Here is a 19,162-nt window from a genome sequence, read left to right on the forward strand (position 1 = left end):
CTGGCCGGCGTCCCATTTCGCGACAGCTGTTGCAGTCTGAGACAAGCATAGTTGTTACGGCGTCGGCGACATTGCGTCGCGCGACAGTTCGTCCGGAACCGACAGCATCACCTGCGATGAAATCTCCAGGTGACTGATAAACAAGCCCCGCACATGACGGGGCCCTGTATTGGATTGTTGACATGATCCTAGCGAACGGAATTGTCCGGGTGAACCTTGTAACGCCCACAAAACTCGCAAACCGTCGAACATTCAGCTTGCGTGTCGGCCTTGGCTGCCAATGACCCGGAATCACGCAGGGCAGCTTGAATTCGACGCTCGCGGTAAAACGCATACGTGATCAGCAAACTAAAGCCCAATGACCAAAAACACAGAATTAAAGCCGTCATGATTTATCCTCGAGCATGGCAACTGCGAAAGAGGTGGCGATCAAGAAAATACTGCTTGTAGCCATCAAGGCACCTGCCCGAATCGTATCAATATCGGTCAGATCGCCGATCAACAGCGCCGCAAACCCTGTCACCAGAAATCCAGTCCCCACGCCTATCATGAAATTGGTTAGCCATCGAATGGTTAAGTTGTTCATCGACATCCCTGTGAAGACACTGACCCGCCAAATCCATGGCAGGAAAACCCTATACACCAAGCAACTTAGCTCGTACCTCATGCCTCCACCAGTCGGTAGAAACTGTCAGACGCGCGACTTTTCCTACTCCAGAAAAGGCCCGATTTTGCTCAGGCCCCGTCGCAGCGGCATTGGCTTTGTAGGACGCGTATCTTGCTTCTCAATGGGTGTCGCGTTTTGAGACAAATTCACCCTCACTTCCACTGAAACTCTTCCTCCTTCCCCCCGTGCAACCGGGCTGTACGCCACCCTCCAGCATTTGGCACAACCATTGCGAAAGCCCCTCTCGATCCCCATCGAACAACAAGAGGTTTCGCCATGCCCCTGCCCTACCTGCTTCCTGCCACCTCGGCCTTTATCCAGCGTCCGCCGCGCATGCTGATCGGCGGCGACTGGGTCGAAGCCGCCGACGGCCAGACCATGCCGCTGCACAACCCGGCCACCGGAGAAGTACTGTGCGTAGTGCCACGCGCCACGCCGGAAGATGTCGACCGCGCGGTGCTCGCCGCCCGACAAGCTTTCGATGATTCAACCTGGAGCCGCACCCGCCCGCGCGAGCGGCAGAATCTGTTGTGGAAACTCGCCGACCTGATGCAGCGCGACGCCGAACTGCTGGCGCAACTGGAATGCCTGAACAACGGCAAGAGCGCGGCGGTGGCGCAAGTGATGGACGTACAACTGGCCATCGACTTCCTGCGTTATATGGCCGGTTGGGCGACCAAGATTGAAGGTTCCAGCGTGGATGTCTCGTTGCCGCTGATGCCCGGCGATCAGTTCCACAGTTTCATCCGTCGCGAAGCGGTGGGGGTGGTCGGCGCCATCGTCGCCTGGAACTTCCCGCTGCTGCTGGCCTGCTGGAAGCTCGGCCCGGCGCTGGCCACCGGTTGCACCGTGGTACTCAAGCCCGCCGACGAGACCCCGCTGACCGCGCTGAAACTGGCGGAGCTGGTGCTGGAGGCGGGTTATCCGGAAGGGGTCTTCAACGTGGTCACCGGCACCGGGATCACGGCTGGCTCCGCCCTGACCCACAACCCGCTGGTCGACAAGCTGACCTTCACCGGCTCCACCGCTGTCGGCAAGCAGATCGGCAAGATCGCGATGGATTCGATGACCCGGGTCACCCTGGAACTGGGCGGCAAATCCCCGACCATCGTCATGGCCGACGCCGACCTGAAAACCGCTGCGGCGGGTGCGGCCAGTGCGATTTTCTTCAACCAGGGCCAGGTGTGCTGCGCCGGTTCGCGCCTGTACGTGCAGCGCAAGCATTTCGACAATGTGGTGGCCGACATCAGCGATATCGCCAACGCGATGAAACTCGGCAACGGACTCGACCCGAGCATCGATATGGGCCCGCTGATTTCCGCGCGCCAGCAGGAGCGGGTCTACAACTACATCGAAATGGGCCGCGAAAGCGGCGCGACCATTGCCTGCGGCGGCGAGCAGTTCGGGCCGGGATTCTTCGTCAAGCCGACGGTGATTGTCGATCTCGATCAACAGCATTCGCTGGTGCAGGAAGAGATCTTCGGGCCAGTGCTGGTGGCGATTCCGTTCGATGACGAAGCCGATGCGCTGCGCATGGCCAATGACAGCCCTTACGGTTTGGGTGCCAGCATCTGGTCGAACGATCTGGCGGCGGTGCACCGGATGATTCCGCGGATCAAGTCAGGGTCGGTGTGGGTGAACTGCCACAGCGCGCTGGATCCGGCGCTGCCGTTTGGCGGCTACAAGATGTCCGGCGTCGGGCGCGAGATGGGGTATGCGGCGATCGAGCATTACACCGAGTTGAAGTCGGTGTTGATCAAGTTGTAATGACTGGGCTCATGGCTCAGGGTCTGAAACCCTGAGCCAACAGCCACCCGCGAACCGCTCGCCCCTGCTCGAGCGTCAACCCCGCCAGCACCTGATCCGCCGGCTCATCGCGCAAGCGCCGCACCAGCGGAGCCAGCTCTACGCCTTGCACATGCCAGATCCCCAGCGGCTGATCCGCCGTAATCACCACCTCGGCCTCATCGACAAACCCGTCACGCAGCACCGGCATCCGCTCGATCCGCAACGCGGAAAAATCCACCGCAGCATGGGCCGCTTCGGCGTCGGGCCACTGCCGCCGCGCCTGCCAAAACGGCTGATCGAGCCAGCGCTGTTCATCGGCATAAAAGTCCCGACCGATCCGCGCAAAACGCAGGAACAACTGCTCCACTCGCTGACGGTGAAAACGCTGGGCCAGTGCCGTCCGTTCAGGTTTGCGCAACAACGTGTTGATCACCACCGGCGCCTGCAACGCGGAGGACAGAGACTGAAAAATCCCATTGCCTGACAGCGGGTCCACCGCCATCGCGGCATCGCCGACACGAATCCAGTTATCGCCACAAACCTGCGCCGCCAGAATCGCCGTGCTGCTGCGGGCATGCAGTTGCAACGCCGATTCCTGCCCGCCGGCAAAGAACGCTTGAGCAAAATCCGAGGCCTGCCGTCGCGCGCGGCAGTGATCGAGCAACTGCGCCTTGCTCGGCAACGCGGCACTGGCGACGTCCACGGTCCATTGCCAACAACACTGGCCGTCGTCCTGCCGCGCCATCCACGCCCAACCGTATTCAAGGCTTTCCACGGCACTGGCCGTCACCCCCGGCGCGCCTTGCCAGCGATTGAGCAGGCTGACCGTCTCCGGCCCGCGCAGCCCCTTGCCAGACGCCGGCGCCTGTCGGCCCCGGGCTTCTACCAGAAAATCCGCCGTTAGCGTCCGACCGCCATCAAGTTCAACCCGATGACCGTCCGCCCAAGGCTGAACATTCAGGACTCGCCCTTCAATCACCTCGACCCCGGCCATCCGCAAGTTTTCCCGCAAACCGCGATCAAAGGTCGGGCGATCCAACAAAAACTCGATGTTCTGCGTATGCTGTTGGCCGTTCCATGAAACCTGTCGCTGGGACGGCAACGTGGCATCCGCCAGCGCGTGATTCAACCCGGCACCGCGCAACGCCTCCAGTACCCGTTGCGACACGCCTTCGAGCGCCGCAAACCGGCGCCATTCGCTGATCAGCGTCACGGTGTAACCCAGCCGTCGCAGCCCCAACGCCACCGCCGCGCCGGCCGGCCCGGCACCGAGAATCAGGATCGGTGTCATGGGCCGAAACGCCGTTCAGGGCCACGATAACGAGCGTGTTGTTTCAGCCAGTCGATCACTTCGGCATTGCTTGCCTGCGGATGCTCCAGCAGATAGCCAGCAATATGCCCGCTCAACGCTGCACACCCCAGACTGGCCCCCGACTGTCCCGGATAAGTGCCGCGTACACACGCCGCAAAATCCGCCTGCGCACTGTCGAGCCATGACCATTGCTCATCCGTGCAACGCGCGTCGCCAGTTACCCGGAGCACCTGCGGATAACTCGCCGGAAACACCGCCGCCCCCTGCGCCGGGCTCGACGCACACAGCAACACACCGCGGGCCACCGCCGCTGCGCAGGCCTCGCGCAACAGGCTGCGATCCTGGCGTAAACCCAGGCTCAGATTGATCTGCCGCACGTTCTGCGTCACCAGCCAATCGATGGCCGCAGAAATCTGCAAGGCACTGGTGACGCCGCGCTGATCGAACACCTGAGCCACGCAGATTCGCGCCGCCGGTGCCCGACGGCTGATCGCCTCGATCACCGCGCTGCCATGCCCGAGTGGATCATCGCGCAACTCCGATTCCGCCAGTCCGTCCTCCAGCAATGAGAATCGCCGCCCGGCAATCACCTGAACCCGTTGCGCTGCCGAGTGCCCGCTATCGACCACACCGATTCGCAACTCAGGCTTCATGCAGCACCGTTTTCGAAATGAGCACACCATCGAGCAATTCAAAGCGCAGGTCGGCATCGGCCAGGGTCGACGGACGATGGCTGATCAGAATCCGCGTGCGTCCGGCAAACAAGCGGTCGATGGCTTCGATCACCTCGCGTTCAGTGGTTTCGTCGACTGCCGAGGTGGCTTCGTCCAGCACCAGAATCAGCGGATCCTGCAACAGCGCCCGGGCAATCGCGATGCGCTGTTTCTGCCCGCCGGACAACTGCTGACCGCGCTCGCCCAACGGGCTGTCGAGACCTTCGGGCAATGACGCGATCAGGCTGTCGAGTTGCGCCAGCCGTGCGACTTCGGCGATGGCTTCGCGGCTGGCGTCCGGCACCGCGTAAGCCAGGTTGTCGGCGAGGCTTCCACGAAACAGCACGATGTCCTGACTGACCACGGCGATGCGTCGACGCAGTTCGAACAACTCCAGTTCACGCAGATCCACTTCGCCGAGCAGCACTCGTCCGGATTGCGGATCGTGATGCCGTTGCAGCAGATCGATCAGCGTCGATTTGCCGACGCCGGAGCCGCCACTCAAGGCGACTTTCAAACCGTAGGGAATCGTCGCCTCGATGCCACTCAACGTGCTTGGACGGCCCGGATGGCTGAAGTGCACCGCATCGAAACGCAGCGCCCCCGAAGTCGGAAACGGTTTCGGCGTGACCGGTGAAAACACCGTGGGTTCTTCGCCGCGCAACTCCATGACCCGACCGAGGCTGACGGTCATGCGCTGGATCGCCACGTACAGTCCCAACAGGCTCTGCACCGGTCCGACCGCCATTCCCAGATAGGTGGAAAACGCGATCAGCGCGCCAAGTTGCCAAGTACCCTGCACCACCCAATAACCACCGATCAAAAACGCGCAGGCACGGGACAGCGAGGTCAACGTGCCGGGCACGGCCTGGGTGAAAAACTCGGTGACTTGCAGGCGCAACAACTGATTCATATAGCCCTGCCCGAGGTTTTCCAGGCGCCGCGCTTCACGCTGCTGCTGGCCGGCGGACTGGATGAATTTCATCACCGGCAGGGTCTCGACCATAAATGACGACATGTCTGCCGAACGCTCACGCAACTGCCGCACATCACGCTCGACCTTGCGCCGCATCCAGCGCAGCCACAGCACGTCGAGCGGAATCAGCACCAGCGCCAGCAGCGACAGTTTCCACGACAGGGTGAACAGCATCGCGATCGCCACCACCAGGCCGATCACACTCGATACCGCCGAGAACAACGAGTCCACGGCGAAGCGTTGAATCTCCGCCACATCGCCGTCGAGCCGCGACATCAAATCACCGATCCGCCGCTGGCCGTAGAAGCTCGGCGACAGCTTCTGCAAATGCCGGTAAAGGTCATCGCGCAGGGCAAACAGAATCCGCCCGGACAGCCGCGTGTGCAGATAGCGGTTGATCCCTGATAACGCCGTGCCGAGCAGGCCGGCGATGATCATCAGCACCGCGATCATGACCAGCATCGGAAAGTTGCGCGCCAGCAAGCCGTCGTCGATCAGCAGTTTGACCAGCCACGGCTGCACCAGCACCAGCAGCGACGCGCACACCGACAGTCCGAGCAGGCCGACAATCGCAAGCCGCTGCGGCCGCACAAACCCATACAACCAACGCAACGCCGCTTGCAGCGCGGCGGGGTTGTGGCTGTCGATCAGCCGCACGAACAGGCGCTGCATCACGGGCGCAACTGTTTGAGTTTGCGGTACAGGGTCGCGCGGCTGATGCCCAGAGCGTTGGCCGCAGCCGAGACATTGCCCCGATGGGTGTCGAGGGACTGGCGGATCATCTCCAGTTCGTTCTCGCGAATGCTGCCGGTCTGGGGTTTCTCGGTGGCGCAGAGTTCGTCGAGCATGCTGTCGGGCAGGTGATCGAGGGTCAGCAGCGTTTCCCCCGGCTCGCGCATCGCCAGCGCGGTACGCAGCACCATTTCCAGTTGGCGGATGTTGCCCGGCCAGTGATACGCGCCGAGCAGGCGATTGAGGTCGTCGTGCAGCACGGCGTTCGGTGCGTCGAGCTTGCTCAGCAGCCGAGTGACCAGCGCGCTGAAGTCATCGCGCTCGCGCAGGGCCGGAAGCATCACGCTGATGCCGTTGACCCGGTAGAACAGGTCTTCGCGAAACTGTTTGTCCTCGACCTGACGCTTGAGGTCGCGGTGGGTGGCGCAGATCAGCGCGACGTCGATATCCTGCTCTTCCCCGGCCCCCAGCGGCGCGACTTTACGATCCTGCAAAACGCGCAGCAGCCGCGCTTGCAGGGCCAGCGGCATGTCGCCGATTTCATCGAGAAATAGCGTGCCGCCATGGGCCTGTTGCAGACGTCCGATCATGCCGCCCCGACGCGATCCGGTGAAGGCACCTTCGCGATAGCCGAACAGTTCCGACTCGATCAGGCCTTCGGGAATTGCTGCGCAGTTCACGGCCACAAACGGTTTGTCGCTGCGGCTGCCGGCCAGGTGCAGGGCGCGGGCGATCACTTCCTTACCGGTGCCGGTCTCGCCAAGCAGCAACACCGGCAATTCATTGGCCAGACCTTGGCGGGCCATGCGCAGGGCACGGGCATAACGGACGTTGTTGCCGGCCAGTGCTTCCAGATCGGGTTGCGCCTTGGCGGTTTTCGCCACGCTGCGCGGCGGGCCGCCGAGGTTGACCGAACGCGCCGGGGCTCGCAGGGTCTTGTAGAAAAATTCGCCCTTGGCGGTCTGCACACTGCCGACACCGCCCTGTTGCAGACGGGTCAGCAACTGCACGCCATCGACCCCGAGAAATTCCTCGCAGCGCTTGCCGACCAGTGCCGAACGCTCGGCCCGCAGCAACTGGCAGGCCTGGGCGCTGACCGCCAGAATCTGCCCGCCGAGACTGACTGCGAGCAGGCCTTGCCACGGCGATTCCAGATACTGCCGGCGACTGTGAAAGGCGAGGACGATCTGATCGGGAAAGCTGTTGTTGAACACCCGGCTCTCGATCTGGCTGACCGCCATGCTCAGCAGCGCGGTGCTGTCGTGAACGCGGCCCAAGGGGCCTTCGCGGGTCAGGTCGAGGACGCCAAGAATTTCGCCCTGAGGGCAATGGATCGGCACCGAGGTGCAGGAAAAATCGGTGAGACGGTCGAGGTAATGTTCGCCGCAATCGATCAGGGTGGGGCGCGCCTCGACCAGCGCCGTGCCGAGGGCGTTGGTGCCACGGGCGGCTTCGCTCCAGCAGGCGCCGAGGGTGATGTCCTGCAGACCGCTGCCCTTGAGCCGGTCGGCCCGTCCCTCGACGGCGAGGATGGTGGCGTCGGAATTGGCGAGGATGATCAGGCCTTCCTTGCCCTGACGTTCGGCCAGGTAATCGATGGCCGGTATCGCCGCATCGATCAGCAGGCGATTGCTCGCCAGCAATACATCGAGACTGGCGCTCGATTCCAGCGCCAGCTCATGCTTGCCATTGAAATGCACGCCGTGGCTCAGGCTGCGCCGCCACGAAGCATCGATCTCCGCACGCAACACGCCATCCGGGACTTGCCCTTCGAGATGGAGTTTTTCCCGGGCCAGCCGGGCTTCGTGGTGAGACTTGGGATCGGTTGTTTTTATAAGAGTCATCAAGCGCTCCGGAGCGGTCCGCTTTGCGCTTCTTTACTTCAGCGCCCTGACGCCAATGTTTACGTTAACGTCAGGGAGATGGCAAGCACCGTAGGGCGCTAGTGTTCCAGCAGGCGGACCGGCTCAACATTCTTCGCGAGCAAGCTCGCTCCGACAGGGACTGGCATTGAACACAAATACTGAATTCAAATCGGTCATCTGTGGGAGCGAGCTTGCTCGCGAAAGCGATTGATCAATCAACTCGACTATCAGGGTTGCCAAACCTCGCCACTTACGAAAAATGCCCGGGCATTGTCTTCGAGACTTTCCAGGTGATAACCGCCCTCCTGCACGATCAGGCATGGCAGGCCCAGGCTGCGGATTCGCTCACCCAATGCTGCAAAGCCTTCACGGGTGACGGCGACTTTGCTTTGCGGATCCAGCTCATAGATATCAAAACCCAGCGACAGCACCAGCACCTCGGCGCCGAACTCACGTACCGCGTTCAATGCGACGTCCAGTTGCCCGAGGAAATCCGCTTCGCTTGATCCATGAGCCATCGGCAGGTTGAGGTTAAAACCCGCTCCTGCGCCGCTGCCGCGTTCGTCGGCGAACCCGGCGACGCCCGGATAGAAGTTGGTCGGATCGCCATGCACCGAGACGTAAAGGACGTCATCGCGGTCGTAGAAAATTTCCTGGATGCCTTGGCCGTGGTGCATGTCGGTGTCGAGCACGGCGACTTTATCGAACTTGTCGCGCAACACCTGCGCCGCCACCGCCGCGTTGTTCACGTAGCAAAAACCGCCCGCTGCTTCGGCCCGGGCGTGATGCCCCGGTGGACGGCACAGCGCATAAGCCGCCGGCTCGCCATCGATCAATGCCTGAGCCCCCGCCACTGCGCTTTGCGCCGACCAGTAGGCCGAGCGCCAGGTCTGTTCGCCGACCGGGCAACTGCCGTCCGCCAGATAGCACGCCGCCTGGGCGAGGATGCCGCGCAGGGCGTTGGGCTCACGGACGAAAATGTTCGACATCACCTCGTCGCCCCAGTCTTCGGGGATTTCCTTCCAGCGTGCATGGGCTTCCTGAAGGAACGTCAGATAAGGCGCGCCATGCACCGCCAGCAACGGCGCGAGGCCGGCATCGGCGGGCTGCTCGACACTGAAGCCCAGACCGTGGGCCGCCTGCACCAGGCGCTGCGCACGCTCGGGGACTTCCTGCGGCGTACGCATCTGCCCGCGCGAGTAATAGCTGCGTGGATGGTGGAGCAATTGTTCGGGATGGAAAAAACTGCGCATGGTTCAGGCTCCCTGTTCGATTCGTCCGGCGCGGGCCAGCACGGCGTTGAGCAATACATCAGTGCCCTGCTTCACGTCTTCGGGCAACACATCTTCGGCTTCGTTGTGGCTCAGGCCACCCACGCACGGGATGAACACCATTGCCGTCGGGCAGTAACGCGCCAGGTGAATCGCGTCATGCCCGGCGCCGCTGACAATCGACTGCTGAGCGTAGCCCAGCGCATCCACCGCCTCTTGCACCGCCGCGACGCATTCGGCGTCGAACGGCGTGGCCGGGCTGGTCCAGTGCGGGGTAATCGTCAGGTTCAGGCCTCGGCCATCGGCAATCGCCTGCAAGCGGGCGCGCACTTGTTGCTCCATGGCAGCAATCGCTTCGTCACGGTGATGACGCAGATCGACGGTGAAATTCACCAGCCCCGGAATGGTGTTGCGCGAGGACTTGTTGATGCTCAACTCGCCGACCGTGGTCAGGCCCTCCGGCGCAAAATCCGTGGCCAGACCTTCGATTGCCTGGATCATCCGCGCAACACCGTACAACGCATCTTTGCGCAACGGCATTGGCGTGGTGCCGGCGTGGGCGGCCATGCCCTCCACGCGCACGTCGAGCCAGCGGATCGCCTGACCGCCCGTGACCACGCCGATGCTTTTGGCGTTGTCTTCAAGGATCGGACCTTGCTCGATGTGCGCCTCAAAATACGCATCCACCGCGCCGCCCAACGGACGCTCACCGGCGTAACCGGTACGCTGCAAAGCCTCGGCAACGCTGATGCCATCGATATCGCGCACCGCCAGCGCGGCGTTCAGATCCATGATCCCGGTGAACACTGCCGAGCCGAACATGGCCGGAGTGAAGCGTGCGCCTTCCTCGTTGGTCCACACCGCCACTTCCAGCGGTTTGCGGGTCTGGATGTTGAGGTCGTTGAGGCAACGCACCACTTCCAGCCCGGCGAGCACGCCGTAGACACCGTCGAAACGTCCGCCTTCGGGCTGGGTGTCGAGGTGGCTGCCCATCATCACCGGCGCGGCGTCCGGATCGGTGCCGGCGCGTCGGGCGAACAAGTTGCCGATGGCATCCACACTCAAGGTCATGCCGGCTTCGCGGCACCAGTGGGCGAACAGTTCGCGGCCGGCCTTGTCTTCATCGCTCAACGCCAGACGGCAGCTGCCGCCTCGGGCTGTCGCACCGATTTCGGCCATGGCCATCAGGCTCGCCCACAGGCGTTCGCCATTGATTTTCAACATAAGGTTCTCCTGAAATTCCGGGTCAGGCACGGGCCATTTCCGCGCGATGGGCACTGGCGTGACGACGGGCGAGAGACAGCACGCAGACCAGCGAAATACCGGCGATCAGGCTGTAGAACACCGCCATCGGCCACCATTGCCCGGTGAACTTGTGCGCGAGCATCGTGCCGATCAGCGGCGTCAGACCACCGGCCACCGCGCCGCAGATCTGATAGGCCAGCGAGATTGCGGTGTAGCGCACGCGGGTCTCGAACATGCCGCTGACGTAACCGGCGATCACCGCGTAGAACGACGCCATGCACACCACCGCCAGCGCGATGCCGAGGATGATCAGCGGCGCCTGGGCCGAACTGACGAGCACGAACATCGGATACGGCGAGGCCATCGCCAGCAGCGAAACCAGGCACAGGAAACGCGTCGCGCCGATCTTCTGCGCCGTCCATGCGGCCAGCGGCTGAATGCAGAACTGGATGATCGCGACGAAGAACAGGCATTCGAGAATCAGCGAACGTGGCAGCGCCAGTTGCTGAGTGGTGTAGGCGATCATGAAGGTATTGGTGAAATACACCCCGGCGATGCCCAGCGTGTTGGCACCGATGCACAGCAACAGCGGACGCCACGCGGTGCGCAAGACTTCCATCACGGGGGCCTGTTCTTTCTTGATCTGTTTCGTGGCCTGCTCGCGGCTGGCGAGGAATTCCGGCGACTCGTTCACGCCCAGACGAATCGCCAGGCCTACCAGCAGCAACAGCGCACTGGCGAGGAACGGCAGACGCCAGCCCCAGCTCATCAGGTCTGCTTCGGGCAAGCGGGTCACCGCGCTGAAGGCCAGCAGCGACAGAATCAAACCCGCCGGGCTGCCCAGTTGCGCGAACGACGCGAAGAAGTTGCGCCGGCCCTTCGGCGCATGCTCGCCGGCCATCAACACCGCCCCGCCCCACTCGCCGCCGACGGCGATGCCCTGGACGATGCGCAGCAGAATCAGCAGCACCGGCGCCGTCGCGCCAATCTGCGCGTAAGTCGGCAACAGACCGATGCACACCGTGACCACGCCCATCATCAGCAGCGTGATGATCAGCGATTTCTTGCGGCCGATGCGGTCGCCGATATGGCCGAAAATGATCCCGCCCAATGGCCGGGCAAAGAAGCCCACGGCGAAGGTCCCGAACGCGGCCATGGTGCTGAACAGCGGATCGTCGGAGGGAAAGAACAGCGCGCCGAACACCAGTGCGGCGGCGGTGGCGTAGATGTAAAAGTCGTACCACTCGATCATGGTGCCGATGAAGGCTGCGGCCGCCGCACGGCGCGGCTGGTTCGAAGCGTGGGGCTTCATGGGGTCGGGCTCCTTTGATTGTTTTTTTGGCAGGAGGAAAACGCTGATTCCAGGGCACTCTGGCGGTGCCTGTCGTGGGGTGATTTATCGTCCCGGGGCTATGATTAGTCAATTTTCTATTTATTATTCCGATTATTACCTCACCTTATAATCGAGAATCGCCATGGCCGAACGCGACGTACAACGCCTGCTTAACGACCGCTTGGACTGGAATCTTTTGCGCACCTTCCGGGTGATCGGCCAGGAGCTGAGCATCAGCCGCGCCGCCGCGCGCCTGCACTTGACCCAACCGGCGGTGAGCCAGGCGCTCAAGCGCCTGGAGGAGCAACTGGGTCGCCAGTTGATCGCCCGGCGCGGCCCGCGATTTGCCCTCACTGAAGTCGGCGAGCAGATCTTCGAACTGGCCGGCGAGATCTACGGGCAAATGTCCCAGGTCAGCAGCCTGCTGGAACAACCGGCCGATGAAGTGATCGGCAAGGTTCGACTGCTGATCATCAGCCGGATCTTTTCCGAGCGCTTCGATGACTTCCTCGCTGACTTTCATCGGCAGTATCCACGGGTAGATCTGGAGGTGGACGTGATGCGCAGTTCGGACATCGTCAGTGCCCTTCAGGAGAAAACCGCGACCCTCGGCCTGAGCCTTAATCGCCGCCCGCAACCGCGTCTGGAACAGCGTCTGTTCCTGCGTCAGCGTTATGCATTTTTCTGCGGCAAACACCACGCGCTGTTCGGCCGAAAGGACATCGGCGAAGGCGATTTGCAGCGGGAAAATTTCGTCAGTTTCACCAGTGACCAAATTGGCGGGATGCTTTCGCCGCTGACGATTTTCCGCGATCAACAGGGCTTCAGCGGACGCATCGTTGCTTCATCGCCGAGCCTGGAAGAAGTGCGGCGACTGGTGATCGCCGGGTTCGGAATCGGTTGTTTGCCGGAGCACGTGGTAGCGGCAGACGTCGAGGCCGGATTGCTCTGGCGCCTGCCGCCCCACGAGGGGATTGCCGATGTCGACATTCATCTGTTGTGGAACCGCGACCAGCGCATGAGCCGCGCCGAGACGCTGTTCATCGAGCGATTGCAGGCCTGTCTGGCGGATCAGTAACCGAGCAGTCGATCCACGCGGTTGAGCAGCGGTTCACCGGCATTCAGACGGCGGAAGTTCTCGGCGATCTGTTCGGCGATGCAGTCATGAGACGCCGCCGAAGCCATGTGCGGGGTGATGGTCACGCCCGGGGTTTTCCACAATGGATGGTCAGCGGGCAGCGGTTCCTGTTCGAAGACATCGAGCAGCGCACCGCGCAGTTTTCCACGGGCCAGCACCTGTTGCAGATCGTCGATGTTCAGGTGCCCGCCGCGCCCGACGTTGACCAGTGCCGCGCCGTTGGCCAGACGCTCAAAGGTCTGGCGATTGAGAATGCCGCGCGTCTCGTGGGTGAGTGGCAACAGGTTGATCAGCAACTCCACGCCGTCGAGAAATGAATTGAAAGCTTCAGTGCCGTCGAAGGTCTGCACGCCCGATAAATCCTTTTTGCTGCGCGCCCAGCCCCGCACCTCGTAACCGGCGCTGGCCAGGTCTTGGGCAATCGCGCTGCCGAGCGAACCGAGCCCCATCACGCCGATTCGGAACTGATGGGCCGGGCGTTGCAGCGGTCGTTCCCAATGCTGTTGGCGCTGCTGCTCAAGGACTTGATCGAAGCCGCGATGATAGTGAATCACCGCCCAGCGCACGTACTCGGTCATGCCCTGGCGGTGACCAAGATCGACCACCCGGCACACCGGCAGGTCCGGGCACGACGGATCGTGCTCCAGGTGATCGATACCGGCTGCAACCGAGTGAATCACTTGCAGGTTGGGTAACGCGGCAAGACTGCCCGGCAGCGGAAACCAGCACGCCGCGATCTGCGCATTCACCGCCCGGGGATCATCGGCCAGCACCGCCGAGAGCTGCGGCGCACGGCTGGCAAAGGCTTCCTGCAATTGCTTGAGCAACAGCGAGTCGCGGGACATCAGTGCAACGGTGTTCATGACAGATAGGACTCGCGCTGGGATTCGATCAGGGTCAAGGCGGCCTCCCAGGCCAGGTCGATGATGTTGTCCTGTTCATCGCGGTCGAACTGTTCGGCGGTGTGGGCACAGACTTCCGGCGACGGGAAATGCAGCTCGCAACCGCCGGCAAGCGCCTGTACTTGCGCCTGGCAGGCACGCTCCAGAAAGTGGATTTCCTGGAATGCCTGGGCTACGCCGGAACCGCCGACCAGCAAGCCGTGATTGCGCAGGATCATCGCGCGATGCGGGCCGAGGTCGGCGATCAACCGCTCACGTTCATCCAGCGACAGCGCGATGCCTTCGTAGGTGTGATACGCCAGTTTTCCGTAGAACTTCAATGCATGCTGACTGATCGGCAGCAGGCCTTGTTTCTGCGCAGCGACGGCCATGCCGGCGGCGGTATGGGTATGGATCACGCAGTTCAGATCCGGGCGCGCCATGTGGATCGCCGAGTGGATCACGAACCCGGCGGCGTTGACCCGATGCCCGGCGTATTCAGGGTCGACGATGCGTCCGTCCTGATCGATGCGCACCAGATCGGAAGCACGCATGCGGTCAAAGATCACGCCGTAGCGATTGATCAGGAAATGATGCTCCGGCCCCGGAATCCGCAGGGTGATGTGCGTGTCGATCAGGTCGGTCATGCGAAAGTGCGCAATCAAGCGGTACAGCGCAGCGAGCTCGCAACGGGCTTGCCATTCGATCGGGTCAATGTGGGCGGGTTTACTCACGAATACACCTCTTTGTTGGTATGAAGGACGACCGGGTTGGCCCGCAGACGAGCGAGGCCACAGACACCGATCAGCGACAAGGCCGACAGCAGCGTGAAGAACACCGCCAATGGCAGCCACTGCCCGGAAAACTTGCTGGCCAACAGCGTGCCGATCAGCGGCGTGGTACCGCCAGCGACCGCGCAGCTCAGTTGATAAGCGATGGAGATGCCCGAATAGCGCAGGTGCACCGGGAAGGCCTGGGTCATGTACCCGGCGATCACCGCGTACAGGGCTGAGAGGATCACCACCGCGACGGCGATGCCGAGGGTCATCAACAGGATGTTCTGAGTGCCGACCAGCAGGAACATCGGGTACGGCGTGACCATGCACAGCAGCGCCACCAACATCAGGAATCGCCCTTCGCCGATGCGCTCGGCGAGCAGCGCCGACAACGGTTGCGAGAGCAATTGAATGATCGTCACCAGGAACAGGCAGTCGAGAATGGTCGAGCGCGGAATGCCCTGATATTGGGTGACGTAGGTGATCATGAAGGTGTTGGTGAAGAAGAATCCCGCCGAGCCGATGGTGACGGCGGCGGCCGCGAACAGGATCTGACGCCAGCACTGGCGAATCACGTCTTTCACCGGGTATTTGGCGGTTTCGTTGTTGTCCCTGGCCTTGGCGAATTCCGGCGATTCATGCACACCGGAGCGGATCATCAAACCGACCATCATCAACACGCCGCTGGCCAGAAACGGCAGACGCCAGCCCCAGGCGAGAAAGTCTTCCGGGGACAGCGACGTCACCAGTCGGAACGCGATCAACGCCAGCAGTAAACCTGCCGGGCTGCCGAGCTGGGCGAACGAGGCGTAGAAGGTTTTGCGTTTGGCCGGAGCGTGCTCACTGGCCATCAACACCGCTCCGCCCCACTCGCCGCCGACGGAGATGCCCTGAATCAGACGAAGAACAATCAGACCGATGGGCGCCCAGATGCCAACGCTGGCGTAGCTCGGCAACAGACCGATTCCGGCGGTGGCCAGCCCCATCAGCGCCATCGTGACCAGCAGCATTTTCTTGCGGCCCAGACGATCGCCCAAATGACCGAACACCATACCGGCCATCGGCCGGGCGATGAAGCCAACAGCGAAACTGCCGAACGCGGCGAGCGTGCTGGTCACCGGGTCGCTGCTGGGAAAGAACACTTGCCCGAGCACCAGCGCGGCGGCGGTGGCGTAGATATAGAAATCGTAGAATTCGATGGTCGTGCCAATGAAGGCAGCGGCCGCGGCGCGACGCGGCTGAGCGGTGGTGTGCATGCAAGAACCCTGTGTATTTATAGTTTTAGGCAGGTGTCGAGGCGGGTGACAGTCGCGCTCTGTGGCGCTTGTGGGCTTTATCGCTTCCGTGACAGGATTAGTCAATTTTCAATAACTTATCTTTACTATTAGCGTGGCTACTACATGACTTCTTCCGCTAATCCCTGGGTCGGACGGCGTTTTCTCAATGATCGGCTGGACTGGAACCTGCTTCGCACCTATCTGGTGATCGGGCAAGAAGGCAGCATGAGCCGCGCCGCCGCCCGATTGCACATCACCCAGTCGGCGGTCAGTCAGGCATTGAAACGTCTCGAAGAACAACTGGATTGTGTGCTGATTGCGCGCAGCGGACGGCGCTTTGATCTGACGGAAACCGGGGAAGAAGTCCTGCGAATTGCGACGGATATCTACGGTGACATCTCCCGTTTGGGCACCGTGGTCGAGAACCGCCATGACGACGTGGTGGGCAAGATCCGTATCCTCACCGTCAGTGGTGTCCAGGCGCGGCATTACGATGAGTTTCTTGCGGACTTCCACGAGACTCATCCAAAAATCGAGCTGGAAGTCGAGGTGATGGGCAGTTCGAACATCATCAGTTCGCTGCTGCAGAAGACCGCTACGGTGGGAGTGGGATTGTGTCGTTTACCGCAGCCGAGGCTGGAACAACGGGTTTTGTTTCGTGAGCGCTATGCGTACTTTTGCGGGCAGCGCCATCGACTGTTCGGGCAGCAGAATCTGACGCTGGAGCAATTGGCGGCGGAGAACTTTGTCAGCTTCACCAGCGATCAGCTCGGCGGCAATCTTTCGCCGTTGACGCTGTTTCGTGACCAGCAAGGATTTACCGGCAAGATCGTCGCTTCCTCCACCAGTTTCGAAGAGATTTATCGTTTGATCTGCGCAGGGTTCGGGATTGGCTGTCTGCCGACCCACCTGGTACGAAGGGATGTCGAACAAGGTTTGCTATGGAGCTTGCCGCCGGAAGACGGAGTGGTGGATTTCGATATCCAGCTGCTGTGGAATCGCGAACAGAAGATGACGCAGGCGGAAACGGTGTTCCTCGACAGCTTCCAGCACATGCTCAGCTTGCGTGAGCCTGTGCTGTGAAGCTGCGATGGATTACACGTGTGGATCGCCCGGCGCCTTGGTCGGCGCAGCGTATTGAGGTTTGAGGTGGCCGTCCTGATCGAGTAGCCAGGCGTCCATGATCTGCCGCACCACGGGACCTGCGACTCGACCACCGGCCTCGCCGTTTTCGATCATCACCGAAATCGCGATTTTCGGATGCTCGGCCGGGGCAAAACCGACGAACAAGGCGTTGTCACGATGGCGCTCAAGGGTTTTCTCGCGGTTGTAGCGCTCGCCCTGCTTGATCGCCACTACTTGCGCCGTACCACTCTTGCCGGCGATGCGGTATTGCGCGCCGGCCGCCGCCGCACGTGCGATACCTCGGGCGTCGTGCATCACCATCTGCATACCGTGGTTGACCTGGTCCCAGTCACGCGGGTCCTTGAGCAGGATGTTCGGCATCGGGTGTTCGTCCACCGGCGCCACACCGTCGACGGTCTTGGCCAGGTGCGGACGGTTCCAGATGCCCTTGTTGGCAATCAGCGCAGTGGCTTGAGCCAGTTGCAGCGGCGTGACTTGCATGTAGCCCTGGCCGATGCCGAGGATCACGGTTTCGCCGGGGAACCAGGCTTGCCGACGCGTGGCGCGCTTCCAGGCCTGGGACGGCATCAGACCGGGCGACTCCTCGAACATGTCGAGCGAGACTTTCTCGCCGAGGCCGAACATCGCCATGTAGTCATGCAGGCGGTCGATGCCGAGCTTGTGCGCCAGGTCGTAGAAGTAAGTGTCGTTGGAGCGCATGATCGCTGCATCCATGTCCACCCAGCCATCGCCACTGTGGTTCCAGTTGCGGTACTTATGATCGAAGTCCGGCAGTTGGTAATAGCCAGGATCGAAGACCCGGGTTTGTGGCGTGACGACACCGGCGTCGAGGCCAGCGATGGCCACCTCCGGCTTGATCGTCGAACCGGGCGCGTACAGGCCTCGCAGCACGCGGTTGAACAGCGGACGGTCGATGGAGTCACGCAGCGCGGAATATTCCTTGGAGCTGATACCGGTCACGAACAGATTGGGGTCGAAGCTCGGGTTGCTGACCATGGCCAGCACTTCGCCGGTCGACGGGTCCAGCGCAACCACTGAGCCCCGACGGTCGCCCAATGCGGCTTCGGCGGCTTCTTGGAGCTTGATATCAAGGCTGAGGACGATGTTTTTGCCGGGTATCGGGTCGGTGTGTTTCAGGACCCGCAGAACGCGGCCTTGAGCATTGGTCTCCACTTCCTCGTAACCGACGTGGCCGTGCAGTTGTGGCTCGTAGAAGCGCTCGACACCGGTCTTGCCGATCGATTGGGTGCCACGGTATTCGACGGAATCGAGGGTCTTGGATTCTTTCTCGTTGATGCGGCCGACGTAGCCAATCGAGTGTGCGAAGTGTGCGCCAAGTGGATAGTTACGAACGAATTGCGGCTCGACATCCAGGCCTGGCAGACGGAACTCGTTGACTGCCAGCACGGCGATTTGTTCTTCGGTCAGTTCATAGAACAGCGTTACGGGTGTAAACGGATGGCGCGACTGCTTCATGGCCTTGTCGAAGACTGTTCGGTCTTCGGGTGGCAGGTGCAGGAGGCTAATGACCTCGTCCAGCTCCTGGTTGACGTCAGTCGCACGTTCTCTTGTGATCGTCAGGTTATAGCTGGGACGGTTATCGGCCAGCAACACGCCATTGCGATCGTAGATCAGGCCACGTGTCGGCGGGATCGGCAGGACATGGACGCGGTTGTTTTCGGAGATGGTCGAGTGATAGTCGAACTCGACGACTTGCAGGATGTACAGGCGCACAACCAGGGCGCAACTGACGGCGAAGACGAACAAGGCACAGGCGATCAGGCGTTTGTTGACCAGTCGTGTCTCTTTTTCGTGATCCTTGATAGGGATGGGTTCGGGCATTTCTGCAGCCACTCTTTGACAAAAATGAGCGCCGATCCTTGGGCGTGACATCAGTCCGTTAAAAAACGAGCTGCACCATACCAAAAACCGGGCGGTCATTTCAGAGGGATTTCCCCAATGGTTGCTGTTACGACGGTCGAGCACTTTCCTGCGGGCAAAACAAAACCCCAAGTGCTTTCGCAATTGGGGTTTCGGAATTT

Annotated in this window: 15 protein-coding genes; 3 read left to right on the plus strand and 12 right to left on the minus strand. The window is 61.6% G+C overall.

Translation table 11 applies throughout. The features are described from left to right. Positions 1-385: 385 nt before the first annotated feature. The gene (locus AC1MDC_RS24085) at positions 386-586 is read right to left on the minus strand and encodes a hypothetical protein (protein WP_480393822.1); all 201 of its coding nucleotides are present in this window, start codon (positions 584-586) and stop codon (positions 386-388) included. A gap of 357 nt (positions 587-943) precedes the next feature. On the opposite strand from AC1MDC_RS24085, the gene AC1MDC_RS24090 reads away from it, so the two are divergent. Next, positions 944-2,434 carry an aldehyde dehydrogenase family protein gene (locus AC1MDC_RS24090; RefSeq protein WP_085700529.1) on the plus strand — a complete coding sequence of 497 codons (1,491 nt, stop codon included), beginning with the start codon at positions 944-946 and terminating at the stop codon, positions 2,432-2,434. 16 nt (positions 2,435-2,450) lie between these two features. Here the strand turns inward: AC1MDC_RS24090 and qhpG are convergent, their stop codons facing one another. From qhpG to AC1MDC_RS24125, 7 genes are all read right to left on the minus strand, one after another. After that, complete coding sequence (gene qhpG / locus AC1MDC_RS24095) at positions 2,451-3,746, minus strand: flavin-dependent monooxygenase QhpG (protein ID WP_480393823.1); 1,296 nt, start codon at positions 3,744-3,746, stop codon at positions 2,451-2,453. Then, positions 3,743-4,420 (minus strand): subtilisin-like serine protease QhpE, encoded by a 678-nt coding sequence (gene qhpE, locus AC1MDC_RS24100; protein WP_480393824.1) that lies wholly within the window; start codon positions 4,418-4,420, stop codon positions 3,743-3,745. Before qhpE ends, qhpG begins: the two co-directional genes overlap by 4 nt. Continuing rightward, a complete protein-coding gene (locus AC1MDC_RS24105; RefSeq protein WP_480393825.1) occupies positions 4,410-6,128 on the minus strand; it encodes an ABC transporter ATP-binding protein in 1,719 nt (572 codons plus the stop codon). Before AC1MDC_RS24105 ends, qhpE begins: the two co-directional genes overlap by 11 nt. Further along, positions 6,128-8,032 carry a sigma-54-dependent Fis family transcriptional regulator gene (locus AC1MDC_RS24110; RefSeq protein WP_480393826.1) on the minus strand — a complete coding sequence of 635 codons (1,905 nt, stop codon included), beginning with the start codon at positions 8,030-8,032 and terminating at the stop codon, positions 6,128-6,130. The genes AC1MDC_RS24105 and AC1MDC_RS24110 overlap by 1 nt, the downstream gene beginning before the upstream one ends. Positions 8,033-8,280: 248 nt before the next feature. Continuing rightward, a complete protein-coding gene (locus AC1MDC_RS24115; RefSeq protein ID WP_480393827.1) occupies positions 8,281-9,306 on the minus strand; it encodes a histone deacetylase family protein in 1,026 nt (341 codons plus the stop codon). Between the two features lie 3 nt (positions 9,307-9,309). Further along, positions 9,310-10,548, minus strand: coding sequence for a Zn-dependent hydrolase (locus AC1MDC_RS24120; protein WP_480393828.1), 1,239 nt, complete (start codon positions 10,546-10,548; stop codon positions 9,310-9,312). Between the two features lie 22 nt (positions 10,549-10,570). Further along, positions 10,571-11,881: an MFS transporter gene (locus AC1MDC_RS24125; RefSeq protein ID WP_480393829.1), complete on the minus strand. Its 1,311-nt coding sequence runs from the start codon at positions 11,879-11,881 to the stop codon at positions 10,571-10,573. 163 nt (positions 11,882-12,044) lie between these two features. Here AC1MDC_RS24125 and AC1MDC_RS24130 point away from each other — a divergent pair, with 163 nt between their 5' ends. Then, entirely contained in the window at positions 12,045-12,980 is a 936-nt protein-coding gene (locus tag AC1MDC_RS24130) for a LysR family transcriptional regulator (protein ID WP_085704518.1), read from the plus strand. Here the strand turns inward: AC1MDC_RS24130 and AC1MDC_RS24135 are convergent. Genes AC1MDC_RS24135 through AC1MDC_RS24145 form a run of 3 tightly spaced genes read right to left on the minus strand, consistent with a single transcriptional unit; the run spans position 12,974 to position 15,953 of the window. After that, positions 12,974-13,903: a 2-hydroxyacid dehydrogenase gene (locus tag AC1MDC_RS24135; RefSeq protein WP_480393830.1), complete on the minus strand. Its 930-nt coding sequence runs from the start codon at positions 13,901-13,903 to the stop codon at positions 12,974-12,976. The two genes, AC1MDC_RS24130 and AC1MDC_RS24135, sit on opposite strands and share 7 nt — an antisense overlap. After that, the gene (locus AC1MDC_RS24140) at positions 13,900-14,655 is read right to left on the minus strand and encodes a class II aldolase/adducin family protein (protein ID WP_011335215.1); all 756 of its coding nucleotides are present in this window, start codon (positions 14,653-14,655) and stop codon (positions 13,900-13,902) included. The genes AC1MDC_RS24135 and AC1MDC_RS24140 overlap by 4 nt, the downstream gene beginning before the upstream one ends. Next, complete coding sequence (locus tag AC1MDC_RS24145; protein ID WP_085704514.1) at positions 14,652-15,953, minus strand: MFS transporter; 1,302 nt, start codon at positions 15,951-15,953, stop codon at positions 14,652-14,654. The genes AC1MDC_RS24140 and AC1MDC_RS24145 overlap by 4 nt, the downstream gene beginning before the upstream one ends. A gap of 144 nt (positions 15,954-16,097) precedes the next feature. On the opposite strand from AC1MDC_RS24145, the gene AC1MDC_RS24150 reads away from it, so the two are divergent. Next, positions 16,098-17,057: a LysR family transcriptional regulator gene (locus tag AC1MDC_RS24150; protein WP_480393831.1), complete on the plus strand. Its 960-nt coding sequence runs from the start codon at positions 16,098-16,100 to the stop codon at positions 17,055-17,057. A gap of 12 nt (positions 17,058-17,069) precedes the next feature. Here the strand turns inward: AC1MDC_RS24150 and mrdA are convergent, their stop codons facing one another. Beyond that, complete coding sequence (gene mrdA / locus AC1MDC_RS24155) at positions 17,070-18,962, minus strand: penicillin-binding protein 2 (protein WP_085700541.1); 1,893 nt, start codon at positions 18,960-18,962, stop codon at positions 17,070-17,072. Positions 18,963-19,162: the final 200 nt, after the last annotated feature.

The organism is Pseudomonas sp. 1 (assembly GCF_056626735.1).